Annotated in this window: 19 protein-coding genes; 14 read left to right on the forward strand and 5 right to left on the reverse strand. The window is 52.9% G+C overall.

The features are described 5' to 3' along the window. Positions 1–13: 13 nt before the first annotated feature. The 6 genes from msbA (at position 14) to AC6EMZ_RS03510 (ending at position 6,017) form a co-directional block, all read left to right on the forward strand. A complete protein-coding gene (gene msbA / locus AC6EMZ_RS03485; RefSeq protein ID WP_498400989.1) occupies positions 14–1,762 on the forward strand; it encodes a lipid A ABC transporter ATP-binding protein/permease MsbA in 1,749 nt (582 codons plus the stop codon). Continuing rightward, the gene (gene lpxK / locus AC6EMZ_RS03490; protein ID WP_498400990.1) at positions 1,759–2,736 is read left to right on the forward strand and encodes a tetraacyldisaccharide 4'-kinase; all 978 of its coding nucleotides are present in this window, start codon (positions 1,759–1,761) and stop codon (positions 2,734–2,736) included. Before msbA ends, lpxK begins: the two co-directional genes overlap by 4 nt. A gap of 42 nt (positions 2,737–2,778) precedes the next feature. Further along, positions 2,779–4,008, forward strand: coding sequence for a winged helix-turn-helix domain-containing protein (locus AC6EMZ_RS03495; RefSeq protein ID WP_498400991.1), 1,230 nt, complete (start codon positions 2,779–2,781; stop codon positions 4,006–4,008). Between the two features lie 45 nt (positions 4,009–4,053). Further along, a complete protein-coding gene (ycaR, locus tag AC6EMZ_RS03500; protein ID WP_154127834.1) occupies positions 4,054–4,236 on the forward strand; it encodes a protein YcaR in 183 nt (60 codons plus the stop codon). Further along, on the forward strand, positions 4,233–4,979 hold the full coding sequence (gene kdsB / locus AC6EMZ_RS03505) for a 3-deoxy-manno-octulosonate cytidylyltransferase (protein WP_498400993.1): 747 nt from the start codon (positions 4,233–4,235) through the stop codon (positions 4,977–4,979). Before ycaR ends, kdsB begins: the two co-directional genes overlap by 4 nt. 144 nt (positions 4,980–5,123) lie before the next feature. Then, positions 5,124–6,017, forward strand: a complete 894-nt coding sequence (locus AC6EMZ_RS03510; RefSeq protein ID WP_498400994.1) for a YcbJ family phosphotransferase — start codon at positions 5,124–5,126, stop codon at positions 6,015–6,017. Here the strand turns inward: AC6EMZ_RS03510 and elyC are convergent. After that, positions 5,994–6,773 (reverse strand): envelope biogenesis factor ElyC, encoded by a 780-nt coding sequence (gene elyC / locus AC6EMZ_RS03515; RefSeq protein ID WP_498400995.1) that lies wholly within the window; start codon positions 6,771–6,773, stop codon positions 5,994–5,996. The two genes, AC6EMZ_RS03510 and elyC, sit on opposite strands and share 24 nt — an antisense overlap. 124 nt (positions 6,774–6,897) lie before the next feature. Between elyC and cmoM the strand changes: the two genes are divergently transcribed. From cmoM to AC6EMZ_RS03550, 7 genes are all read left to right on the forward strand, one after another. Continuing rightward, a complete protein-coding gene (gene cmoM / locus AC6EMZ_RS03520; RefSeq protein ID WP_498400996.1) occupies positions 6,898–7,677 on the forward strand; it encodes a tRNA uridine 5-oxyacetic acid(34) methyltransferase CmoM in 780 nt (259 codons plus the stop codon). A 3-nt stretch (positions 7,678–7,680) separates the two neighbouring features. Further along, positions 7,681–9,003 carry a chromosome partition protein MukF gene (gene mukF, locus AC6EMZ_RS03525; RefSeq protein WP_498400997.1) on the forward strand — a complete coding sequence of 441 codons (1,323 nt, stop codon included), beginning with the start codon at positions 7,681–7,683 and terminating at the stop codon, positions 9,001–9,003. Continuing rightward, entirely contained in the window at positions 8,984–9,688 is a 705-nt protein-coding gene (gene mukE, locus AC6EMZ_RS03530) for a chromosome partition protein MukE (RefSeq protein ID WP_498400998.1), read from the forward strand. The genes mukF and mukE overlap by 20 nt, the downstream gene beginning before the upstream one ends. Next, positions 9,688–14,148, forward strand: a complete 4,461-nt coding sequence (gene mukB, locus AC6EMZ_RS03535) for a chromosome partition protein MukB (protein WP_498400999.1) — start codon at positions 9,688–9,690, stop codon at positions 14,146–14,148. The genes mukE and mukB overlap by 1 nt, the downstream gene beginning before the upstream one ends. 182 nt (positions 14,149–14,330) lie before the next feature. Then, positions 14,331–16,154, forward strand: a complete 1,824-nt coding sequence (ldtD, locus tag AC6EMZ_RS03540) for a L,D-transpeptidase (RefSeq protein WP_498401000.1) — start codon at positions 14,331–14,333, stop codon at positions 16,152–16,154. Between the two features lie 175 nt (positions 16,155–16,329). Next, on the forward strand, positions 16,330–16,881 hold the full coding sequence (gene mepK / locus AC6EMZ_RS03545) for a peptidoglycan L,D-endopeptidase MepK (protein ID WP_498401001.1): 552 nt from the start codon (positions 16,330–16,332) through the stop codon (positions 16,879–16,881). Positions 16,882–16,896: 15 nt separating this feature from the next. Next, on the forward strand, positions 16,897–17,544 hold the full coding sequence (locus AC6EMZ_RS03550) for an MBL fold metallo-hydrolase (RefSeq protein ID WP_498401002.1): 648 nt from the start codon (positions 16,897–16,899) through the stop codon (positions 17,542–17,544). 49 nt (positions 17,545–17,593) lie between these two features. Here the strand turns inward: AC6EMZ_RS03550 and AC6EMZ_RS03555 are convergent, their stop codons facing one another. From AC6EMZ_RS03555 to pncB, 4 genes are all read right to left on the reverse strand, one after another. Continuing rightward, positions 17,594–18,784, reverse strand: a complete 1,191-nt coding sequence (locus AC6EMZ_RS03555; protein ID WP_498401004.1) for an amino acid aminotransferase — start codon at positions 18,782–18,784, stop codon at positions 17,594–17,596. A gap of 184 nt (positions 18,785–18,968) precedes the next feature. Continuing rightward, positions 18,969–20,075 carry a porin gene (locus AC6EMZ_RS03560; protein ID WP_498401005.1) on the reverse strand — a complete coding sequence of 369 codons (1,107 nt, stop codon included), beginning with the start codon at positions 20,073–20,075 and terminating at the stop codon, positions 18,969–18,971. A gap of 608 nt (positions 20,076–20,683) precedes the next feature. Beyond that, positions 20,684–22,084 carry an asparagine--tRNA ligase gene (asnS, locus tag AC6EMZ_RS03565; protein WP_498401006.1) on the reverse strand — a complete coding sequence of 467 codons (1,401 nt, stop codon included), beginning with the start codon at positions 22,082–22,084 and terminating at the stop codon, positions 20,684–20,686. A gap of 166 nt (positions 22,085–22,250) precedes the next feature. After that, positions 22,251–23,453, reverse strand: a complete 1,203-nt coding sequence (gene pncB / locus AC6EMZ_RS03570) for a nicotinate phosphoribosyltransferase (protein WP_498401007.1) — start codon at positions 23,451–23,453, stop codon at positions 22,251–22,253. Positions 23,454–23,719: 266 nt separating this feature from the next. Here pncB and pepN point away from each other — a divergent pair, with 266 nt between their 5' ends. Continuing rightward, positions 23,720–26,332: an aminopeptidase N gene (pepN, locus tag AC6EMZ_RS03575; protein WP_498401008.1), complete on the forward strand. Its 2,613-nt coding sequence runs from the start codon at positions 23,720–23,722 to the stop codon at positions 26,330–26,332. Positions 26,333–26,336 lie beyond the last annotated feature (4 nt).

The raw sequence follows: 26,336 nt of genomic DNA on the forward strand, positions 1-26,336 counted from the left end.
GCTGGTTTTATGAATGCATAACGACAAAGATCTCTCCACGTGGCAGACCTTCCGCCGACTCTGGCCGATGATTGCACCTTTTAAAACAGGTCTGATGGTGGCAGGCGTCGCGTTAATCCTGAACGCAGCCAGCGATACATTTATGCTATCGCTCCTCAAACCGTTATTGGACGACGGTTTTGGTAAGACGGATCGCTCAGTGTTGCTATGGATGCCTCTGGTGGTTATTGGACTGATGATCCTGCGCGGTATCACCAGCTATGTTTCAAGTTACTGTATTTCCTGGGTGTCGGGGAAAGTCGTGATGACGATGCGCCGTCGGCTCTTTGGCCATATGATGGGCATGCCGGTCGCTTTCTTCGATAAACAATCCACCGGAACCTTGCTGTCACGTATCACCTACGATTCCGAGCAGGTCGCCTCTTCCTCTTCAGGCGCACTGATAACCGTAGTGCGTGAAGGCGCATCAATCATCGGTTTGTTCATACTGATGTTCTACTACAGCTGGCAGCTCTCAATTATCCTGATTGTTCTGGCACCCATTGTCTCGATTGCCATTCGCGTAGTTTCCAAGCGTTTTCGTAGCATCAGCAAAAATATGCAGAATACGATGGGGCAGGTGACAACCAGCGCTGAACAAATGCTGAAAGGCCATAAAGAAGTCCTGATCTTCGGCGGCCAGGAAGTAGAAGCAAAACGCTTTGATAAAGTCAGCAACAAGATGCGCTTGCAGGGGATGAAAATGGTTTCGGCCTCCTCTATCTCCGATCCGATTATCCAGTTGATTGCATCACTGGCGCTGGCATTTGTCCTCTACGCCGCGAGCTTCCCGAGCGTCATGGAGACATTGACTGCCGGTACGATCACCGTCGTGTTCTCGTCAATGATCGCGCTGATGCGTCCTCTGAAATCGCTCACTAACGTCAACGCGCAGTTCCAGCGCGGTATGGCGGCTTGTCAGACGCTGTTCAGCATTCTGGATTCCGAACAGGAAAAAGACGAAGGTAAGCGCGTTATCGAACGTGCCCGTGGTGATGTGGAATTCCGCAACGTGACCTTCACCTATCCTGGTCGTGAAACACCCGCATTGCGTAACATCAGCGCGAGCATCCCGGCAGGCAAAACCGTTGCTCTGGTCGGTCGTTCAGGCTCGGGTAAATCAACGATTGCGAGCCTGATTACCCGCTTCTACGATATCGATGAAGGCGAAATCCTCCTCGACGGTCATGATCTGCGGGAATACACCCTGAGTTCACTGCGTAACCAGGTCGCTCTTGTTTCCCAGAACGTTCATCTGTTTAACGATACGGTCGCTAATAACATTGCTTATGCACGTACCGAAGAGTACAGCCGCGAAGAGATTGAGAAAGCGGCACGTATGGCTTATGCGATGGACTTTATCAGTAAGATGGACAATGGTCTTGATACGATTATCGGAGAAAATGGCGTACTGCTTTCCGGTGGTCAGCGTCAACGTATTGCTATTGCTCGTGCGCTGTTGCGCGACAGCCCGATTCTGATTCTGGATGAAGCCACTTCGGCGCTCGACACCGAATCTGAACGCGCGATTCAGTCGGCGTTAGATGAATTGCAGAAAAACCGCACTTCACTTGTGATTGCGCACCGTCTGTCGACTATCGAGAAGGCTGATGAAATCATCGTTGTAGAAGATGGCATTATTGTAGAGCGCGGCAGCCATGCCGATCTGCTTGAACATCGTGGTGTGTACGCCCAGCTTCACAAAATGCAGTTCGGCGCATGATTGCACGCATCTGGTCCGGAGAGTCTTCTCTGTGGCTGCTGCTATTGCCACTCTCCTGGCTGTATGGCCTGGTGAGTGGCATCATTCGTTTGAGCTATCGCCTGGGATTGAAACGCGCCTGGCGTTCACCCGTACCCGTTGTTGTTGTCGGCAATCTCACGGCTGGCGGCAACGGTAAAACGCCAGTAGTTATCTGGCTGGTGGAACAACTGGCTAAGCGCGGCATTCGTGCTGGCGTGGTATCACGTGGCTACGGCGGTAAGGCAGCAAAGTATCCGCTACTGCTGACTTCACAAACGACAACCGCCGAAGCGGGCGACGAGCCGGTGCTGATTTTCCAGCGCACGGGCGCTCCGGTAGCCGTTTCCCCCGATCGCAGTGAGGCCGTACGCGCCTTACTCAACGATCATGCTGTGCAAATCATTATTACCGACGACGGGCTGCAACATTACGCCCTGGCCCGTGATAAAGAAGTCGTGGTTATCGACGGCGTTCGTCGTTTCGGCAATGGCTGGTGGTTACCGGCGGGACCGATGCGCGAGCGCGCATCCCGCTTGCGTTCAGTTGATGCCATCATTGTGAATGGCGGTGAGGCTCGACCCGGCGAAATTCCAATGCGATTGAGCCCAGGACTGGCAGTCAATCTGCTGACTGGGGAACGTTGTGATGTCGCAGATTTGCCCGCACTGGTAGCGATGGCTGGAATTGGACATCCGCCACGCTTTTTTGCCACGCTCGAGTCATGTGGCGCCAGTGTTGAAAAAACAGTTCCGCTGGCCGACCATCAGGCGCTGAGCGTGGATCAGGTTGAACCACTGGCGGCCTGCCACCAGAACCTGATCATGACTGAAAAAGATGCGGTAAAATGCCGCGCCTTCGCCAAAGCCAACTGGTGGTATTTGCCCGTTGACGCTGAACTTAGCGGCGAAGAGCCTGAACACTTGCTCAAGGAACTGATCGCGCTGGTACACTAAGCGAAGGCGGTTCTAAAAGCGTGATGACTGACAGGAAAAAGCATGCCTTTACCACACCTTTCGCTTTCAGCGGCACGTCATTTACACCTTGCTGCGCAAGGGCTCTTGAAAAAGCCTCGCCGCCGCGCGCAACCTGCCGATATTCTCTCGTCTATACAACGCATGTCGCTGTTGCAGATCGATACCATCAATATCGTGGCCCGCAGCCCCTATTTAGTGCTGTTCAGCCGTCTGGGTGATTACCCGCCCGAGTGGCTTGATCACGCCCTGAGCCGGGGAGACCTGATGGAGTATTGGGCTCATGAAGCCTGTTTTCTGCCGCGTAGCGATTTTGGCCTGGTGCGACATCGCATGCTGGCGCCCGATAAAATGGGCTGGAAATATCGTAAAGAGTGGATGCATGAAAACGCGGCTGAAATAGAGCAACTCATTGCCCATATTCAGGACCATGGCCCCGTTCGGTCAGCTGATTTTGAACATCCGCGCAAAGGCACCAGCGGCTGGTGGGAATGGAAACCACATAAGCGCCACCTTGAAGGGCTTTTTACCTCTGGCAAAGTCATGGTCGTTGAACGGCGTAAGTTCCAGCGTGTGTACGATCTTACCCATCGGGTGATGCCGCACTGGGATGATGCGCGAGATTTTATCGAGCAGACGGTCGCAGAAACCCTCATGCTGGAAAACAGCGCACGCAGCTTAGGTCTCTTTCGGGCCGCATGGCTGGCGGATTACTATCGGCTACGTCAACCCGCGTTGAAACCCCTCCTTGATCGATGGGAAGAGGACGGGCGCGTCATGCGCGTTGACGTCGAGTCGCTCGGTGAGATGTGGCTTCATGCGGATTTATTCCCACTCTTGCCTCAGGCTCTGGAAGGGAAGTTAACCGCGTCGCATAGCGCGGTATTATCGCCTTTCGATCCGGTCGTCTGGGATCGTAAACGTGCGGAGCAATTGTTTAATTTCACCTATCGTCTCGAATGCTATACGCCTGCTGCGAAGCGTCAGTACGGCTATTTCGTCCTGCCACTCCTCCATAAAGGACAGCTTGTTGGCCGAATGGATGCCAAAATGCATCGCGAGACCGGTGTCCTTGAGGTGATTGCGCTGTATCTGGAAGAGGGCGTAAAGGTGAGCGCACAACTTGAAAAAGGGCTCTCATCGGCAATGAGTCATTTTGCGGCCTGGCAGGGAGCGAAACGGCTCACGCTATCGCGGTTACCCGATGGGCTGTTTACCGCGTGTCGGAGTGGCTGGGAAATAGACATAGCCTGAAAAAGGAATGTGGTAAGCTTTATCGATTATTGATACGGAGGAACTATGGATCACCGTTTACTTGAAATTATTGCCTGCCCGGTGTGCAACGGCAAACTGTATTACAGCCAGGATAAACAAGAGCTGATTTGCAAACTGGACAACCTGGCGTTTCCATTGCGCGAGGGTATCCCTGTTCTGCTTGAAACCGAAGCCCGTACGCTTGCGGCAGAAGAGAGCAGACCATGAGTTTTGTTGTCATTATCCCGGCGCGTTACGCTTCAACGCGTTTACCCGGCAAGCCGTTGGTCGACATTAATGGCAAGCCGATGATTGTCCACGTCCTCGACAGAGCGCGCGAATCCGGCGCGGAGCGGGTGATTGTGGCAACCGATCACGAAGAGGTTGCGCGAGCGGTTGAGGCGGCGGGCGGCGAAGTTTGCATGACTCGCGCCGATCACCAGTCGGGCACTGAACGACTGGCTGAAGTCGTTGAAAAATGTGGCTTTAGCGATGACACGGTGATTGTTAACGTTCAGGGCGATGAGCCAATGATCCCTGCAGTCATTATCCGCCAGGTTGCGGAAAATCTTGCGCAGCGTCAGGTTGGTATGGCGACCCTCGCCGTCCCGATTCATCATGCTGAAGAGGCCTTTAATCCCAACGCGGTAAAAGTGGTGATGGATGCTGAAGGCTACGCGCTCTATTTCTCGCGTGCGACGATTCCATGGGATCGTGACCGTTTTGCTGCTTCTAAAGAGACTATTGGCGATACCTTCCTGCGTCATTTGGGGATTTACGGCTACCGGGCAGGTTTTATCCGTCGCTATGTGACCTGGGCACCAAGCCCGCTGGAACATATCGAAATGCTCGAGCAGTTGCGGGTGCTGTGGTACGGCGAAAAGATTCACGTCGATGTCGCCCGACAGGTACCGGGAACGGGCGTTGATACGCCAGAAGATCTCGAACGCGTTCGCGCGGAGCTGCGCTAAGTTTACGTCATCCCCTCATCCGAGGGGATGTAATACCCCTTCGTTTTTTCTCATTTATCCTCTTTCTAATTGATCTTATCAGGGTGACTTCCTGCGGCTACGCGCTCATTATAAAAGCAGTAGTTTTGATAGGGGTTATCTCATATGGAACAGTTACGTGCCGAACTGAGCCATCTGCTTGGGGAAAAACTCAGTCGGGTGGAGTGCGTGAGCGAGAAGGCGGATACTTCTCTGTGGTCGCTGTATGACAGTAGCGGCAACCCGATGCCGCTACTGGCAAGATGCTTTACCTCTCCGGGGCTTGCCAGGCAACTGGCGTGGAAAATGTCCATGTTAGCGCGTAGCGGCACGGTGCGAATGCCCACCGTTTACGGCGTCATGACGCATGAAGAACATCCCGGACCCGATGTGCTGCTCATCGAACGCCTGCGTGGCGTTCCCGTCGAAGCCCCCGCGCGTACCCCAGACCGCTGGGAGCAGCTTAAAGATCAGATTGTTGAAGCGCTGCTTGCCTGGCATCGTCAGGACAGCCGTGGGTTGGTGGGGGCGGTTGATAGCACCCAGGAGAATCTGTGGCCGCTCTGGTACCGGCAGCGTGTAGAAGTGTTATGGGGAACGCTCAACCAGTTCAACAATACCGGTCTGAGCATGCAGGATAAGCGGATTCTGTTCCGTACCCGTGAATGCTTGCCGGCGCTATTTGAAGGTTTCAATGATAACTGCGTGCTGGTTCATGGCAATTTTACCCTGCGCAGTATGTTAAAGGATCCTCGCAGCGATCAACTGCTGGCGATGGTAGGTCCAGGTATCATGCTTTGGGCGCCGCGCGAGTTTGAACTGTTCCGCCTGAGCGACAGCGGGCTGGCAGAAGGGCTGCTGTGGCACTACCTCCAGCGCGCCCCCGTCTCGGAATCCTTCCTCTGGCGACGCTGGCTGTATCTCCTGTGGGATGAAGTCGCGCAGTTGGTCAATACGGGACGTTTCAACCGCGCCAACTTTGATTTGGCCTCAAAATCACTCCTGCCCTGGCTCGCCTGACGAGCCCTTAAGCCATTGCCAGATGCGCCCAAGCGTCTCGTAACCAACGCGATCGCTATGCATCAGCCACGCCGGGGACGGAATCATTCGCTCCCACGGATTTAGCGGCGCATCTATGGCAAGCTGATTAGCCGGTGCGGGTAGCGGATGCAAGCCCGCGTTTTCGAAGAAAATCATGGCGCGAGGCAGATGCGAGGCGGAAGTCACGAGCAGGAACGGAGCGTCGCCGATGGCGTGTTTTACCGCTGTGGCTTCTTCTTCCGTATCTTTGGGTCTGTCGAGGGTGATAATGTCCGAGCGTGGTACACCCAAAGATTGCGCGACGCGTGCTCCTGCTTCAGCAGTACTTACTGGGTTAGTTTTTGCCGCCGCCCCGGTGAAGATCATTTTCGATCCTGGATTAGCCAGCCACAGGCGTATTCCCTCGTTCAAACGGGGCAAGCTGTTGTTAATGAGGTTTGAGCTGGGTGCCCATTTCGGGTCCCAGGTATAGCCACCGCCCAACACCACGATGTACTCCACTTTCTGATTGCCCTGCCACGTTGGATACTTATCTTCAATTGGGCGTAACAATCCATCGGCTACAGGCTGTAGGCTTAACAGCAGCAGTGCCAGCCAGCCGGTCGTGATAATGATTTTGCCACTTTTCTGAAAACGACTGAACCATACCAGCAGTAGCCCCAGCGCGATGAACAGGAGCAACAGTGGGAGGGGAAGCATCATGCCTCCGATATATTTCTTTAGGGTAAAAAGCATCCTTTTTGGTTCCTTTTTTAACCATACAGCAGGTGATTACTCGTGATATTACACCAGACAGGTTTATTCTCTGCGCGGGTGTGACAAAATAGCGGTTTTGCTGTTAGCGGATGGAACTCTCCCAATGCGGGATCGCAATTTTGATGACATCGCGGAAAAGTTTTCGCGAAACATTTACGGCACCACCAAAGGGCAGTTACGTCAAACGATCCTCTGGCAGGATCTGGACAAGCTGCTTGCGGCCTACGGTAGCCGAAAGTTGCGGGTGCTCGACGCAGGTGGGGGGGAAGGCCAGACCGCCATTTTAATGGCAGAGCGCGGTCATCATGTCACGCTTTGCGACCTTTCAGCTGAAATGGTTGCGCGCGCGCAACTCGCGGCAGAAGAGAAAGGTGTGAGCGGGAACATGCATTTTATACATTGCGCCGCTCAGGACATTGCGCAGCATTTGGAAACTCAGGTTGATCTGATATTGTTCCATGCTGTGCTGGAGTGGGTTGCTGAACCGCAAGACGTATTAAAAACACTGTGGGATGTGTTGACCCCCGGCGGCGCGTTGTCGCTGATGTTCTACAATGCAAACGGCCTCTTAATGCGTAACGTACTTGTGGGCAATTTTGGCTATGTACAGCAGGGAATGTACAAAAAGAAACGGCGCACGCTTTCACCGGATTTTCCGCGCGATCCTCAGCAGGTCTATGGCTGGCTGGAAGCGCAGGGATGGGAAATCACCGGGAAAACGGGCGTAAGGGTGTTTCATGATTATCTGCGTGATAAACAAAAACAGCACGACTGTTTTGACGCCTTAACAGAAATTGAAACGCGGTATTGCCGCCAGGAGCCTTATATCAGCCTTGGCCGCTACATTCACGTCACCGCGCACAAGCCGCAGATGCAAGGATAACCTATGAGTGATTTTTCCCAGACAGTCCCCGAACTGGTTGCCTGGGCCAGGAAAAACGATTTCTCCCTCTCGCTGCCGGTAGACAGACTCTCTTTCCTGCTGGCGGTTGCGACGCTGAACGGCGAACGCCTGGATGGAGAAATGAGCGAGGGTGAACTGGTGGATGCTTTCCGCCATGTCAGTGATGCGTTTGAGCAAACCAGCGAAACCATTAACGTGCGTGCCAACAACGCGATCAACGATATGGTGCGTCAACGTCTGCTGAACCGCTTTACCAGCGAGCAGGCGGAAGGAAACGCCATCTATCGTCTGACGCCATTGGGCATCGGCATTACCGACTATTACATCCGCCAGCGCGAGTTTTCCACGCTGCGTCTCTCCATGCAGCTCTCTATTGTGGCGGGTGAGCTTAAGCGTGCCGCCGATGCCGCTGACGAAAATGGCGATGAATTCCACTGGCATCGGAACGTCTACGCGCCGCTGAAATACTCGGTAGCGGAAATTTTCGACAGTATCGATCTGACCCAGCGCCTGATGGACGAACAGCAACAGCAGGTAAAAGATGACATCGCACAGCTGTTGAATAAAGACTGGCGTGCGGCCATCTCCAGCTGCGAAATGCTGTTGTCAGAAACCTCAGGTACGCTGCGCGAGCTGCAGGATACCTTAGAGGCGGCGGGCGATAAGCTGCAGGCCAACCTGCTGCGTATTCAGGATGCCATCATGGCCCATGACGATCTGCATTTTATCGATCGTCTGGTGTTTGATCTGCAAAGTAAACTTGATCGCATTATCAGTTGGGGTCAACAGTCGATCGATCTGTGGATTGGCTACGACCGTCACGTGCATAAATTTATTCGTACCGCGATCGATATGGATAAAAACCGCGTGTTTGCTCAGCGTTTGCGTCAATCTGTGCAGACCTATTTCGACGCGCCATGGACGTTGACTCACGCCAGCGCCGATCGTCTGCTGGACATGCGTGATGAAGAGATGACGCTGCGCGATGAAGAGGTCACCGGTGAACTGCCACCGGATCTGGAGTTTGAAGAGTTTAATGAAATTCGCGAGCAACTTGCGGCCATGATCGAAGAACAGCTCGCCATCTACAAAACCAGACAAGTGCCGCTAGATCTTGGGCTGGTGGTGCGCGACTATCTGGTGCAATACCCACGTGCGCGCCATTTTGATATTGCCCGCATCGTCGTCGACCAGGCTGTGCGCCTGGGCGTCGCGCAAGCAGATTTCACCGGACTGCCGCCGAAGTGGCAGCCGATTAACGATTACGGAGCCAAGGTACAGGCGCATGTCATTGACAAATATTGAACAAGTGATGCCAGTTAAGCTGGCCAAGGCGCTGGCAAATCCATTATTTCCGGCGCTGGACAGCCAACTGCGTGCCGGTCGTCACATTGGTCTTGACGAGCTGGATAATCACGCTTTTCTGATGGATTTCCAGGAGTATCTGGAAGAGTTTTACGCCCGCTATAACGTGGAACTGATTCGTGCGCCAGAAGGGTTCTTCTATTTGCGCCCACGTTCCACGACGCTCATTCCGCGTTCGGTGTTATCTGAGGTGGATATGATGGTGGGTAAGATTCTCTGCTACCTGTACCTGAGCCCGGAACGTCTGGCGAATGAAGGGATCTTCACTCAACAGGAACTGTACGACGAACTGCTGAGCCTTGCCGATGAAGCCAAACTGCTCAAGCTGGTGAATAACCGCTCTACAGGTTCGGATCTTGACCGTCAGAAACTACAGGAAAAAGTACGCTCTTCCCTGAACCGTCTTCGTCGTTTGGGTATGGTCTGGTTTATGGGCCATGACAGCAGCAAATTCCGCATCACCGAATCTGTATTCCGCTTTGGCGCAGATGTGCGTACCGGTGACGACCCGCGTGAAGCGCAGCTGCGTATGATTCGCGATGGCGAAGCGATGCCGGTCGAAAACCATTTGCAGCTCAACGATGAGCATGAAGACAGTCAGCCGGATAGCGGAGAGGAAGAATAATGATTGAACGCGGTAAATTTCGCTCACTAACGCTGATTAACTGGAACGGTTTCTTTGCCCGAACCTTCGATCTGGACGAGCTAGTGACCACGCTCTCCGGCGGCAACGGTGCGGGTAAATCCACGACGATGGCGGCGTTTGTTACGGCGCTGATCCCCGATTTAACGCTGTTGCATTTTCGTAATACAACCGAAGCAGGCGCGACCAGCGGTTCACGCGATAAAGGTCTGCACGGTAAACTGAAGGCTGGCGTCTGTTACTCCGTTCTGGACGTGATCAACTCCCGTCATCAACGTGTGGTTGTCGGCGTTCGACTGCAACAGATCGCAGGCCGCGATCGTAAAGTAGACATTAAACCGTTTGCCATTCAAGGACTACCGACGTCCGTACAGCCTACTGCGCTACTGACCGAAACCCTGAACGATCGTCAGGCCCGTGTGCTGACGCTCCAGGAGCTTAAAGATAAACTTGAGGAGATCGAAGGCGTCCAGTTCAAGCAGTTTAACTCGATCACCGATTACCACTCCCTGATGTTCGATCTGGGCGTGGTGGCTCGTCGTCTGCGTACTGCATCCGACCGTAGCAAGTATTATCGTCTGATTGAAGCGTCCTTGTACGGCGGTATCTCCAGCGCGATTACGCGCTCTTTACGCGACTATTTGCTGCCTGAAAACAGCGGGGTACGTAAGGCTTTCCAGGATATGGAAGCAGCGCTGCGTGAAAACCGCATGACGCTGGAGGCCATTCGCGTCACCCAGTCCGACCGCGATCTGTTTAAGCATCTGATTAGCGAAGCCACTAACTACGTTGCAGCGGATTATATGCGTCACGCGAATGAGCGCCGCATTCATCTGGATAAGGCGCTTGAATACCGCCGCGAACTGTTTACCTCACGTAAGCAGTTAGCGTCCGAACAGTACAAGCACGTCGAGATGGCGCGCGAGCTGGGCGAGCAGAACGGGGCAGAAGGCGATCTGGAAGCAGACTATCAGGCGGCAAGCGATCACCTGAATTTGGTTCAGACCGCACTGCGTCAGCAGGAAAAAATCGAGCGCTACGAAGCCGATCTCGATGAGTTGCAGATTCGTCTCGAAGAACAAAACGAAGTGGTGGCTGAGGCCACCGACATGCAGGAAGAGAACGAAGCTCGCGCCGAATCCGCAGAGCTTGAAGTTGATGAGTTGAAAAACCAGCTTGCCGACTACCAGCAGGCGCTGGACGTCCAGCAAACGCGAGCGATTCAATACACTCAGGCTTTGCAGGCGCTACAACGTGCGAAAGAGTTGTGCCATCTCCCTGATCTGACGCCGGAAAGCGCGGATGAGTGGCTGGAGACGTTCCAGGCAAAAGAGCAAGAGTCAACCGAGAAATTGCTCTCTCTTGATCAAAAAATGAGCGTGGCGCAAACTGCGCACAGTCAGTTTGAACAAGCGTATCAACTGGTTGTCGCCATCAATGGCCCGCTGGCCCGTAATGACGCCTGGGAAGTGGCGCGTGAATTGCTGCGCGACGGCAACAACCAGCGTCATCTGGCGGAACAGGTTCAACCGCTGAGAATGCGTCTGAACGAGCTGGAGCAGCGCCTGCGCGAGCAACAGGAGGCTGAGCGTCTGCTGGCCGAATTCTGCAAGCGTCAGGGCAAAAATGTTGATATTGACGATCTGGAAACGCTTCATCAGGAGCTGGAGGCGCGTATCGCCTCGCTCTCCGACAGCGTCTCTAATGCCAGTGAACAGCGTATTGCCCTGCGTCAGGAGCTGGAACAGCTCCAGTCACGTACGCAAAAACTGCTACATCGTGCGCCAGTCTGGCTGGCGGCGCAAAGCAGTCTCAACCAGTTGAGCGAACAGTGCGGCGAAGAGTTTGAATCAAACCAGGATGTGACCGAATATCTGCAACAATTGCTGGAGCGCGAGCGCGAAGCCATCGTTGAACGTGATGAAGTCGGTGCGCGCAAACGTGCTGTCGACGAGGAAATTGAGCGTTTAAGCCAGCCTGGCGGCGCTGAAGATGCGCGTCTGAACGCGCTGGCGGAACGCTTTGGTGGCGTCCTGCTTTCCGAAATCTATGACGATGTCAGTCTGGATGATGCACCGTACTTCTCGGCGTTATACGGCCCGTCTCGTAATGCGATTGTGGTTCAGGATCTGTCGCTGATTGCCGATCAGCTTGCCGGTCTGGAAGATTGCCCGGAAGATCTTTATCTGATCGAAGGGGACCCGCAGTCCTTCGATGACAGCGTATTTAGCGTCGACGAGCTTGAAAAAGCGGTGGTGGTGAAAATCGCCGATCGTCAGTGGCGTTATTCGCGCTTCCCGACGCTGCCGCTGTTTGGGCGTGCGGCGCGTGAGAACCGTATCGAAACCCTGCATGCGGAACGCGAGATCCTGTCAGAACGTTTTGCGAACGTGTCGTTTGACGTGCAGAAGACCCAGCGTTTGCATCAGGCATTTAGCCGCTTTATCGGTAGCCATCTTGCGGTGGCATTTGATGCCGATCCTGAGGCAGAAATTCGCAAGCTCAACACTCGCCGTGGCGAACTTGAGCGTGCTATCACCAATCATGAAAATGACAACCAGCAAAGTCGCGTACAGTTTGAGCAGGCGAAAGAGGGCGTTGCGGCACTTAACCGCATTCTGCCGCGCCTGAATTTGCTGGGTGACGAGACACTGGCCGACCGCGTGGACGAAATTCAGGAACGTCTGGATGAAGCCCAGGAAGCGGCGCGTTTTGTTCAGCAACACGGCAACCAACTGGCGAAACTTGAGCCTGTGCTTTCGGTTCTGCAAAGTGACCCTGAACAGTTCGAACAGCTGAAAGAAGATTACGCCTGGTCGCAGCAGGTGCAGCGCGAGGCGCGTCAGCAGGCGTTTGCCCTGACGGAAGTCGTACAGCGTCGTGCCCATTTCGGCTACAGCGACTCTGCAGCAATGCTGAGTGGCAACAGCGATCTGAATGAAAAACTGCGCCAGCGCCTTGAGCATGCGGAATTAGAACGTACCCGTACCCGTGAGGCGATGCGTAGCCACTCGGCCCAGTTGAACCAGTACAACCAGGTGCTGGCATCGCTGAAAAGCTCGTACGATACCAAGAAAGAGTTGTTAACCGATCTGCACAAAGAGTTGCAGGATATCGGCGTTCGCGCGGATAGCGGTGCTGAAGAGCGCGCGCGCATTCGTCGTGACGAGTTGCATAGCCAACTGAGCAACAACCGTTCACGTCGTAATCAGCTTGAAAAAGCACTGACCTTCTGCGAAGCCGAGATGGATAACCTGACTCGCCGTCTGCGCAAGCTGGAACGTGATTATCACGAAATGCGTGAGCAGGTTGTCACCGCGAAGGCGGGCTGGTGTGCCGTAATGCGAATGGTGAAAGACAACGGTGTTGAACGTCGTTTGCATCGCCGCGAGCTGGCCTATCTCTCTGGAGATGAACTGCGTTCAATGTCGGATAAGGCGCTCGGTGCGCTGCGTCTGGCGGTGGCCGATAATGAACACCTGCGCGACGTGCTGCGTATGTCTGAAGATCCGAAACGTCCGGAACGTAAAATTCAGTTCTTCGTGGCGGTGTATCAGCACCTGCGCGAGCGTATTCGTCAGGATATTATCCGCACCGACGATCCGGTCGAAGCCATTGAACAGATGGAGATTGAACTTGGCCGTCTGACGGAAGAGTTAACTTCCCGTGAGCAGAAGCTGGCAATCAGTTCCCGCAGCGTGGCGAATATTATTCGTAAGACTATTCAACGCGAACAGAACCGTATTCGCATGCTCAACCAGGGCCTGCAAAGCGTGTCGTTCGGTCAGGTAAACAGCGTGCGTCTGAACGTGAACGTTCGCGAAGCGCATGCCACATTGCTGGATGTTCTCTCTGAACAGCATGAGCAGCATCAGGATCTGTTTAACAGCAACCGTCTGACCTTCTCTGAAGCGCTAGCGAAGCTATATCAGCGCCTGAATCCGCAGATTGATATGGGGCAACGTACTCCGCAAACCATCGGCGAAGAACTGCTGGATTACCGTAACTACCTGGAAATGGAAGTTGAGGTTAACCGTGGCTCAGACGGTTGGCTGCGTGCAGAATCGGGCGCGCTGTCGACGGGTGAAGCGATCGGTACCGGTATGTCGATTTTGGTGATGGTTGTTCAGAGTTGGGAAGATGAAGCGCGTCGTCTGCGCGGTAAAGATCTCTCTCCATGCCGCCTGCTGTTCCTCGATGAGGCAGCCCGTCTTGATGCCCGTTCAATCGCGACACTGTTTGAGCTGTGCGATCGTCTGGATATGCAGCTCATCATTGCTGCACCTGAAAACATCAGCCCGGAAAAAGGCACAACCTATAAACTGGTGCGTAAGGTGTACCAGAACAGCGAACACGTACACGTAGTGGGCCTGCGAGGCTTTGCCCCGCAGCCGCCTGAATCGTTGCCGGAATCCCTGCCGGGAACGGCTGACGCTTCCTGAGGCGTTTCCATTAAATAGCGGCGCGAATGCGCCGCTTTTTTTTTATTCATTTAACTTGTGTTGATGACTGCGTTATCTTTAAACTTCTTTACATAAGGCAATGCAACAGCGTATATGCCTTTCTATAATGAAGAAAAGCCCCGGTGTTGTGGGCATGATGTAAAGCAAACAGGGGGCAAGGGATGTTGCTAAAGAAAATTCGAGGACGTCAGCTATCTGCACTCAGTTTGTGCCTGACGGTAATATTTGCTCCGCTGTTTAACGCTCAGGCTGATGAGCCTGAAGTGGTCCCTGTTGACAGTTCCGCGACCATGGGCGAGCAGCCGACGTCGTTGTCGCAGCCGCTTGAGCAGTCTCCGGCTACCGCTATCATGGCAGGGATTAAGTCACTGCCCGCTGATTTTAATACCGAAGCGCTCCGTCAGCAGTTGCAGTCCGAACTGCCGGCTGGCTACACCCCTGCCTATATCAGCCAGCTCACCCTTCTTTATGCCGCTCGCGATATGAAGCCGATGTGGGAAAACCGTGACGCTGTACGCGCTTTTCAACAACAGCTTGCTGAAGTGGCTATTGCCGGTTTCCAGCCGCAATTTACAGCGTGGGTTGAGCTGTTAACCGATCCGTCTGTTTCCGGCATGGCGCGTGATGTGGTGCTCTCCGATGCCATGATGGGATATCTGCAATTTGTCGCGGGTATTCCGGTGAACGGTAATCGCTGGTTATACAGTGAAAAGCCGTACAAGCTGGCAACACCTGCGTTATCTGTCATCAACCAGTGGCAGCTGTCGTTAGATCAGGGGACGCTTCCTCGATTTATTACGAGCCTTGCGCCCGCGCATCCGCAATATGCAACCATGCATCAGTCGCTGCTGACTTTGGTATCGGATACTCAACCGTGGCCGAAAATGAGCGGCACTGCGACATTACGCCCGGGGCAATGGAGTAGCGATGTACCGGCACTGCGTGAAATCTTACAGCGCTCTGGCGTACTGGACGGTGGGCCGAAAATTGCGCTGCCGGGAGATGACCCGCAAAGCGTTGTCGTCAGTCCATCCGCACCGGCCGTGGTAAAAAAATCGGCACCATCAGTCAACAAACCTGCGGCCTACGATCGCGATCTTGTGGCTGGTGTTAAAGCATTCCAGGCGACCCAGGGTTTAGGCGCTGATGGGGTGATTGGGCCATCGACGCGCGACTGGTTAAATGTCTCGCCAGCACAGCGTGCGGGTGTTCTGGCGTTGAACATTCAGCGTTTACGCTTGCTGCCAGGTTCTTTGACTACAGGCATAATGGTGAACATTCCGGCCTATTCGCTGGTCTATTATCAGAATGGTAGTGAAGTGCTGGCATCAAGAGTTATCGTCGGTCGTCCCGATCGCAAAACCCCGATGATGAGCAGCGCGCTGAATAACGTGGTGGTCAATCCGCCATGGAATGTTCCTCCGACCCTGGCGCGCAAGGACATCTTGCCGAAAGTATGGAATGACCCCGGTTATCTGGAGCGTCACAACTATACGGTGATACGAGGCTGGAACAGTTCTCAGGCGATTGACCCGTACCAGGTCGACTGGTCGACAATTACGCCTTCGAATTTGCCATTCCGCTTCCAGCAGGCGCCAGGTGCGCATAATTCACTGGGCCGTTACAAATTTAACATGCCAAGCTCGGATGCGATTTATCTGCACGACACACCAAACCACAATCTGTTCCAGAAGGATACGCGCGCGCTGAGTTCTGGTTGTGTACGCGTGAATAAAGCGTCTGAACTGGCCAATATGCTCTTAGGGGATGCGGGCTGGAACGATACGCGAATTTCAGATGCCCTGAAGGAAGGTAATACGCGTTACGTGAATATTCGCCAAAATATACCGGTCAATCTCTACTACCTGACCGCGTTTGTTGGCGAAGATGGACGGACCCAATATCGTACAGATATTTACAATTACGATCTCACCGCGCGATCTGGCGCACAAATTTTGCCAAAAGCTGAACAATTAATCAGGTAAATGAAGTAGTTCGAGGAAAATGATTGTCGTAAGTTATGGTGAATAGGGGGCAATATGGCTGCAAGCCCCGTATTCACTGGGGTTGGCCGCCTTGACGTGAACGGTTTAGACAGTTAAGGTGCCCTTCGTGCGCTAAGCATATTTACGATAACATTGACCTGTAGACCTGATTATCATGGACAAATTTGACGCTAATCGCCGCAAACTGCTGGCGTTAGGTGGTGTTGCGCTGGGCGCAGCGGCCATCTTGCCAACGCCAGCATTTGCCACCCTCTCGACACCTCGTCCGCGCATTTTGACGCTCAACAATCTTCATACTGGTGAGTCGCTTAAGGCGGAGTTTTTCGATGGCAGAGGCTATATTCAGGATGAATTAGCAAGGCTAAACCATTTCTTCCGCGACTATCGCGCGAATAAAATAAAGGCTATCGATCCTGGATTATTCGATCAGCTTTTCCGTCTGCAAGGCCTGCTCGGAACCCGCAAGCCTGTGCAACTCGTTTCCGGTTATCGTTCGCTTGATACCAATAACGAACTACGCGCTCATAGCCGTGGTGTAGCGAAGAAAAGCTATCACACGAAAGGGCAGGCGATGGATTTTCATATTGAAGGCGTTTCATTAGCCAATGTTCGCAAAGCTGCGTTATCTATGCGCGCAGGTGGTGTAGGATATTACCCACGTAGCAACTTTGTGCATATTGATACCGGGCCAAACAGGCACTGGTAATAATGAAGGAGCAGTATGAACTATCGTATTATTCCGGTTACCGCGTTTTCCCAGAATTGCTCTCTGATCTGGTGTGAACAAACTAAACTGGCCGCGCTTGTCGATCCCGGCGGAGATGCTGAGAAGATCAAGCAAGAAGTCGCAGCGTCCGGCGTGACGTTGATGCAGATTTTGCTAACCCATGGTCACCTTGATCATGTGGGGGCGGCGGCGGAACTGGCGCAGCATTATGGTGTGCCGGTCATTGGCCCGGAAAAAGAAGATGAGTTCTGGCTGCAAGGCTTACCAGCCCAAAGCCGCATGTTTGGTCTCGACGAGTGTCAGCCACTGACGCCGGATCGCTGGCTAAACGAAGGGGAGACCGTTAGCGTCGGGAATGTGACGCTACAGGTACTGCATTGCCCGGGACATACTCCTGGGCACATCGTTTTCTTTGATGACCAATCACGTTTACTGGTTTCTGGTGATGTGATTTTCAAAGGCGGCGTAGGACGCAGTGACTTCCCGCGCGGTGACCATGCTCAACTGATTCAGGCGATCAAACAGAAGTTATTGCCCTTGGGCGATGATGTGACGTTTATTCCGGGGCATGGCCCGATGTCAACGCTGGGATATGAGCGTTTACACAATCCGTTCCTGCAGGATGAAATGCCGGTCTGGTAAACAGAATAAAAAAAGCCCGCTTCAAGCGGGCTTTTGTTTTTGACATAAACTACAGCACGGCGACAATCGCTTCGCACAGTGGTGCCATGTTATCAGGCGTCATTCCCGCCACGTTGACACGACCAGACGCAACAGCGTAAACACCAAATTCTTCGCGCAGACGCAGAACCTGTTCTTTCGTCAGGCCGCTGAACGAGAACATTCCGTTCTGCTTGATGATGAAGCTGAAGTCGCGGTCTGCGCCTTTCTCGGCCAGAGTATTAACGAACAGCAGGCGCATACGCTGGATGCGTTGACGCATGTCGTTCAACTCTTGTTCCCAGATAGCACGCAGTGCTTCGTTGCTCAGAATGGTTGCGACCACTGAAGCACCGTGTGCAGGCGGGTTGGAGTAGTTTGCGCGAATAACAGATTTCATCTGACTGAAGGCACGATCAACGGTTTGCTCATCAGATGCCACCAGCGTACAGGCACCTACACGCTCGTTGTACAGGCCGAAGTTCTTAGAGTAAGAGCTCGCAACAATCAATTCCTGATGGACTGCCGCAAAGGCGCGCAGGCCTTCCGCATCTTCTTCCAGCCCACGAGCAAAGCCCTGGTAGGCGAAGTCGAAGAGTGGTAACCAGCCTTTTTCAACGGAAAGCTTCGCCAGCTGTTCCCATTGCTCCAGCGTCGGATCGATACCGGTTGGGTTATGGCAGCAGCCATGGAACAGCACCACGTCGCCGGCCTGCGCGTCATTCAGGCTGGCCAGCAGACCGTCGAAGTCCAGCGTATGGTTTGCCGCATCGTAATAGGTATATTCACATACTTCCAGGCCCGCAGAGTTAAATACGCTCTTGTGGTTCGGCCAGCTCGGGTTGCTCACCCAAATACGTTTAACCGAGGTGTTCTTCGCCAGGAAATCCGCCGCGACGCGCAGTGCGCCGGTACCGCCTGGGGTTTGTGCTGTACGAGCACGCTTATCGCTGATAATCGTACTGCCTTTCCCGAACAGCAGTTCCTGAGTGCAGCGACCAAACTCCGGAATACCATCAATACCGAGGTAGTTTTTGGTGTTTTCGTTTTCCAGCAGATACTGCTCAGCTTTTTTGACGCTGGTCAGGACCGGTGTTTTGCCGGTTTCATCTTTATAGACACCAATACCCAGGTTGATTTTTCCAGGGCGATCATCGGCACGAAACAGATCGGCCAGGCCCAGAATAGGGTCGGCAGGAGCGGCGGTAATGTTCTCAAACATGACGAAGTTCCATTGTGATTACAGAAGTGAAATCCGCTATCAGGTTAACGGTAGATTTACAAAATGCCAACCGTTTGCGACGAAAAGCGTGAGGCTTTACGAAAGTCGCCATTTTTTGCTTTCAGACATAAAAAAACAGGGCCGAAGCCCTGTTTCTTAAGCATACAACAAAGTGGTGTACTGATTAGAACTGGTAAGTTACACCAACAGCAGCCATGTCGTCGTTGCCATTCAGGCCGCCAACTTCTTGAGCATATGCAGTGTCTTTGTCCAGCAGGTTGATGTAGTAGTCAGCCCACACGTTGAAGTTTTTGTTGAAGTAGTAAGTTGTGCCAACCTGAATAAATTTCGCCAGATCTGCATCGCCGCCGGAGAAGGCGCCAGATGCTGCCAGGTCTTTACCTTTGGTCTGAACATAAGAGATTGCTGGACGCAGGCCGAAATCGAACTGGTACTGAGCAACAACTTCAAAGTTCTGAGTTTTGTTTGCAAAGCCTGCATCGCCGCCGCTACCGGTACGGGTAGTGTTGCGGGTTTCAGCATAGGTGGTTGCCAGGTAGATGTTGTTGGCGTCATATTTCAGACCCACACCCCATGCTTCAGCTTTGTCGCCCAGACCATCAGCTTTCTGATCCAGGGTACGGTTTGCGTTGCTGTAGGATGCGATAGCACCAAAGCCTTCGCCGAAGTCATAACCCAGGGAGTAACCTACGCCGTCGCCGTTAGCAGTTTTAACGTCGGAACGGTCGTTTTTGCCCTGGTACTGTACGCCCATGCTCAAACCATCAACCAGGCCGAAGAAATCGCTATTACGATAGGTCAGCAAACCGGTGCTGCGGCTGGTCATGAAGTTGTCAACGTAGTTACCGCCCCAGGTCATACCTGAGAAGGACGGAGCCATATCGGTGTAGGATTCTACGTCGTATACGATACCGTAGTTACGGCCGTAATCGATGCTACCTGCATCACCTGCTTTCAAGCCCGCGAATGCCAGACGGTTTTTGTTGGTCTGGGTGCCGCCTTCAGCCTGGTTAGCCGCGAAGCGGTATTCCCACTGGCCGTAACCAGTCAGCTGGTCGTTGATCTGAGTTTCGCCTTTGAAACCGATCTGAGCATAAGTGGCATCGTTGTTGTTGGTGTCATCACCTGAAGTCACGAAATCGTGTTCGGCGTTAACTTTACCGTAGAAGTCCAGTTTGTTGCCGCTTTTGTTATAGATTTCAGCAGCGTTAGCTGCACCGGCTACCAGCAGAGCAGGGATTACCACTGCCAGGATATTGCGCTTCATCATTATTTATTACCCTCATTGGTTTTTTTTTATGACACTCGCCACTGCCGTCAATAAATTCTGTCAATAAATATGTCCGGAACTATTGATGAGAGTTAGGTGTCTTTATGTATCTGACAGGCATCTTTCCATTCATATACTCGTTTCGCTAGCCTGAAAGTGCTACAAATATAAAGATTAGGTAACAAAAAGAAATAATGTGTAACCAAAGATGTATTTTAGGGAACTTTGTGAACCACCTCAAATTTCAGAGCCGATCGCTGCATAAAAACACAATCCCATTCCTATATATATGAATTGCTTATATTTAATCTTGATATAGCCCTTTCTTATCGCCAGGGTACAAACAGGCAACTTTTTCTTAATGTCAACATTAGCCATCTGGGTGTCTATTTTGTTGGTTGATTTTTGTGCTAATGTATCGGAATTGTATTAGGCGCAATAAGAATGAGGTTTATTTTTTGTGCACGGATGTTTCGTGGAAATAAAACGTAACAGCTGGAGGATTTCACGGGGTTGCACTTTAAAAATGCTGACTTTCAACTGACATAAACTGACAGTGCAGAATAAAATAACGGCCAGCATTTGCTGGCCGTTATAAATTTAATGAGTTAGAAGCTGGCGTTGCGTGGTGTTCTTGGGAAGGCAATAACGTCACGGACGTTCTGAACGCCGGTAACGTAGGCAATCAGACGCTCGAAGCCCAGACCAAAGCCAGAATGTGGCACGGTGCCGTAGCGGCGCAGATCGCGATACCAGCTGTAATCAGCCGGATTCAGACCCATCTCGACCATACGGGCATCCAACACGTCCAGACGTTCTTCACGTTGCGAGCCACCGATGATTTCACCGATACCTGGCGCAAGGACGTCCATCGCCGCCACGGTTTTACCGTCTTCGTTAAGGCGCATGTAGAAAGCCTTAATGTCTTTCGGATAGTTTTTGACAACAACCGGGGCTTTGAAGTGTTTCTCAGCAAGGTAGCGCTCGTGTTCGGAGGACAAATCGACACCCCAGAACACGGGGTTTTCGAATTTCTCACCGCATTTTTCGAGGATAGCGACTGCATCGGTGTAATCCACCTGCGCAAAGTCAGCAGAAACGAAACGTTCCAGACGAGCGACGGCATCGCTGTCAACGCGATCGGCGAAGAATTTCATATCGTCAGCACGTTCTTCCAGGACCGCCTTGAAGACGTATTTCAGCATGGCTTCGGCCAGACCGGCTACGTCATCCAGGTTAGCAAAAGCCACTTCAGGCTCCAGCATCCAGAACTCAGCCAGGTGACGACTGGTGTTCGAGTTTTCGGCACGGAAAGTGGGGCCGAAGGTGTAGATTTTAGACAGCGCACAGGCGTAAGTTTCGCCGTTCAACTGGCCGGATACGGTCAGGAAGGCCTCTCTGCCAAAGAAGTCCTGGTCAAAGTCTACTTTGCCTTCAGGTGTGCGCGGCAAGTTTTCGAGATCCAGCGTGGAGACGCGGAACATCTCGCCTGCACCTTCGGTATCAGAGGCGGTAATCAGTGGGGTAGAAACCCAGAAGTAACCCTGCTCATCAAAGAAGCGATGCAGCGCTTGCGCCAGAGTATGGCGTACACGTGCAACCGCGCCGATCAGGTTGGTGCGCGGGCGCAGGTGGGCAACTTCACGCAGATATTCGATGCTGTGACGTTTTGCCGCCATCGGGTAGGTATCCGGATCTTCAACCCAGCCGGTCACTTCAATCGCAGATGCCTGAATTTCGAAGCTCTGGCCCTGGCCCGGAGAAGCAACAACGGTGCCAGTCACAATAACGGAGCAGCCGGTGGTCAGGTGCAGAACGTCGTCATTGTAATTGGGCAGAGAATTATTGATGACGGCCTGTACAGGATCAAAGCAGGAACCGTCATAGACGGCAAGGAAGGAGATGCCAGCTTTAGAATCTCGGCGAGTACGCACCCATCCGCGCACAGTGACTTCTTGGTCAACGGCAACACGGCCCTGGAGTACGTCGGCTACAGGCACAACGCTCATAATATTCTCTCTGTTAATAGTCGGAAAAAATAGACACTTGTCCGCCCTTATAGGGGGGATATCTATGTTACCTGGCATCCGTCGTCAGACAAGCAGATTTCGCAGTCAAAACCGAAGAAAATGGAAAATAATGAAGGGAAGGGAGCCTTACGGCTCCCAAAAACGATTAACTGGCTTTTTTAATCTGCGGCAAGTCGAAAGCTTTTCGCAACGCGCGCACGAATGCTTTGTCATGACAAATGGTTTTACCCGGACTGTCAGACAGTTTCGCCACCGGTTTGCCGTTACATTCCACTAGTTTGATAACAATATTCAGCGGTTTCACCTGCGGTAAATCGCAGCTCAAACGGGTGCCGATACCAAAGCTGAGGTTAACCCGGGACGAGAACTGGCGATAGAGATCGACCGCTTTTGGCAAATCCAGGTTATCGGAAAAGACCAGCACTTTAGTGTGCGGATCGATGCCAAGTTTCTCGTAATGCGCAATCGCTTTTTCGCCCCATTCGACGGGATCCCCGGAATCATGACGCAGGCCCTGATAGCGGTTGGCAAACTCAGGACCAAAATCGCGAAGGAAGGCGTCCATCGTAATGCAGTCAGTCAACGCAATGCCAAGCTGGTCGGGATACTCTTCAAGCCATGCTGCCAGGGCGGCGCGCTGGCTGGTCGCTAAATCGGGGCTGATTTGCTGATGCGCCTGGAACCATTCGTGGGCTTGCGTACCCATCGGGGTTAAGTTCAGACGACGCGCTAAATCATAGTTGCTGGTGCCAACAAACCACGACTCCTGCTGCAAGCGTTCAACAATGGCTTGCTGCACTTCGCGAGAAAAGCGACGACGAGTACCGAAATCCATCAGACGAAAACGAGACATATCCATGGATTCGGTCAAGCGAGAGAAATCCACGAGCTTGTTTTCTAAGGAGGCGAGCGCGTGCTCCACCCCTGATTGTGGAGAACGATAGCGGTGTACAATCTCGCTAATTACCGCCAGTAGCGGGACTTCCCACATGATCACTTCACGCCACGGTCCAGCAAGGCGAATATTCAGCTTGCCGTTATTGTTGGTAACGGTCACTTGATCAGGGTTATAGCGAAACTCTCGCAGCCAGTTCAGGTAGTCGGCTTTAAAGAAAGGCAGGCCCGAGAGCCATTGATATTCGTCATCCTGCAGAGTGAGATGCCGCATAGCATCGACCTGCTCACGAATAGCGTCGGCATAAAGGCCGAGCAGGTCGTCACCACGACAGCGGAATTCAGCCGCCACCTGTACGTCGTAGTAATGGTGAAAAACGGCTTGCTGCATATGCAGTTTATACGCGTCGGTATCCAGCAACGTATGCAGAACAGGAGAAGCGAATTGAGTCATAGGTGCGCCGTAGCATCCTCTCACGGGAGCGTTTAGTACAATAAACAACTATTGAAACCGCTGGAGTATACCTTGTTTAGCGATTTATTGAACCCCGATCACAACATAAGCCGTAACGATGGTCGAGAGCATTTTGTGCCACGTGTTATGAAAATGTAGCAAAAAAGGTGTTTGTTACTGAAAAGATGAACATTCTGCGTAGCGCGATCTACACAACAGGAATAGACTGGATTCGTTATTCGACAAACGATGCATAAAGGTTTTCTATGACACAACAGCCTCAAGCCAAATACCGCCACGACTACCGTGCGCCGGAATACCTGATTAGCGATATTGATCTGACTTTTGACCTGGATGCCACAAAAACCGTCGTAACGGCCATAAGCCAGGTCACGCGCCAAAGCGCAACCGCAGTGCCGCTGCGACTTGATGGTGAAGACCTGACGCTGGTTTCTGTACACGTTAACGATGAAACGTGGTCTGACTATATAGAAGAAGGAAGCCAGCTGGTTATCAGTAACCTGCCGGAGCGCTTTACGCTGCGCATCGTGAATGAAATTAGCCCAGCGACCAACACCGCGCTGGAAGGACTGTATCAGTCGGGTGAAGCGCTATGCACCCAGTGCGAAGCCGAGGGCTTCCGCCATATTACCTGGTATCTGGATCGCCCGGACGTTCTGGCGCGTTTCACCACCAAAATCATTGCTGATAAATCCAAATATCCTTACTTGCTCTCTAACGGTAACCGTGTAGGGCAGGGCGAACTGGACAATGGCCGCCATTGGGTTCAATGGCAGGATCCGTTCCCTAAACCTTGCTACCTGTTTGCGCTGGTAGCGGGTGATTTTGACGTACTGCGCGACACCTATAAAACGCGCTCAGGTCGCGATGTGGCCCTGGAGTTGTTTGTGGATCGCGGCAATCTCGATCGCGCACCGTGGGCGATGACTTCGCTTATCAACTCCATGAAATGGGACGAAGAGCGCTTTGGTCTCGAATACGATCTCGACATCTATATGATCGTCGCCGTCGACTTCTTTAATATGGGCGCGATGGAGAATAAAGGCCTGAACGTCTTTAACTCCAAATATGTACTGGCCCGTACTGATACCGCGACCGACAAAGATTATCTTGATATCGAGCGCGTTATTGGTCACGAGTATTTTCATAACTGGACCGGGAACCGCGTGACCTGTCGCGACTGGTTCCAGTTGAGTCTGAAAGAGGGGCTGACCGTATTCCGCGATCAGGAGTTCAGTTCCGATTTAGGTTCGCGCGCCGTTAACCGTATTAGCAACGTGCGCACCATGCGTGGTCTCCAGTTTGCCGAAGACGCCAGCCCAATGGCGCACCCGATTCGCCCGGACAAAGTGATTGAGATGAATAACTTCTACACCCTGACGGTGTATGAGAAAGGTTCTGAAATCATCCGTATGATCCATACGCTGCTCGGGGAAGAGAATTTCCAGAAAGGGATGCAGCTGTACTTTGAGCGTCATGACGGCAGCGCAGCGACCTGCGACGACTTTGTACAAGCCATGGAAGATGCCTCTAACGTCGACCTGTCGCATTTCCGCCGCTGGTACAGCCAGGCCGGTACGCCGATTGTCACCGTGAAAGACGATTACAATCCTGAGACCGAGCAGTACACGCTGACCATCACCCAGCGCACGCCACCGACCGCCGAGCAGGAAGAGAAGCACCCGCTGCATATTCCGTTCAGCATCGAGCTGTATGACAACGAAGGCAAAGCGATCCCGCTGCAAAAAGGCGGTCATCCGGTGCATCACGTTTTGAATGTGACCCAGGCTGAACAGACATTTATTTTTGATAATGTCTACTTCCAGCCGGTTCCAGCTCTGCTTTGCGAATTCTCTGCCCCAGTGAAGCTGGAATATAAATGGAGCGACCAGCAGCTGACCTTCCTGATGCGTCATGCCCGCAACGATTTCTCTCGTTGGGATGCGGCGCAAAGTTTGCTTGCGACTTACATCAAACTGAATGTGAATCGTCATCAGCAGGGCCAGCCCCTGTCGCTGCCGGTCCACGTTGCCGATGCGTTCCGTGCGATCCTGCTTGATGAGCAGATTGACCCCGCGCTGGCGGCAGAGATTCTGACCTTACCGTCCGCCAACGAAATCGCCGAGCTGTTCGATATCATCGATCCGATCGCGATTGTGGCCGTGCGCGAAGCACTGACTCGCACGCTGGCAACGGAGCTGGCTGACGAGTTCCTGGCTATTTATAACGCCAACAAGCTGGATAAATATCGCGTTGAGCATGCTGATATCGGCAAACGCTCTCTGCGTAACACCTGCCTGCGCTATCTGGCATTTGGTGAGAAGGCATTTGCGAACGAACTTATCAGCAAGCAGTACCATGAAGCGGATAACATGACCGACGTGCTGGCGGCGCTTTCTGCAGCGGTTGCAGCCGAACTGCCGTGCCGCGATGCGCTGATGCAGGAATACGATGACAAGTGGCATCATGATGGACTGGTAATGGACAAGTGGTTCATTTTGCAGTCCACCAGCCCTGCCGCCAATGTCCTTGACCAGGTTCGTCACCTGCTAAAACATCGTTCATTCACCATGAGCAATCCGAACCGCGTACGTTCGTTGATTGGCGCGTTCGCCAGCAGCAACCCGTCAGCTTTCCATGCGGAAGATGGCAGCGGGTATCAGTTTATGGTGGAAATGCTGACCGAGCTAAATAGCCGTAATCCGCAGGTCGCGTCACGTCTGATTGAGCCGCTGATTCGCCTGAAGCGCTATGATGCGAAACGTCAGGAGAAAATGCGTGCAGCGCTGGAACAGCTGAAAGGGCTGGAAAACCTGTCTGGCGATTTGTACGAGAAAATTACCAAAGCACTAGCCTGATCGA

This window comes from Enterobacter sp. SCRI0065 (assembly GCF_059766475.1).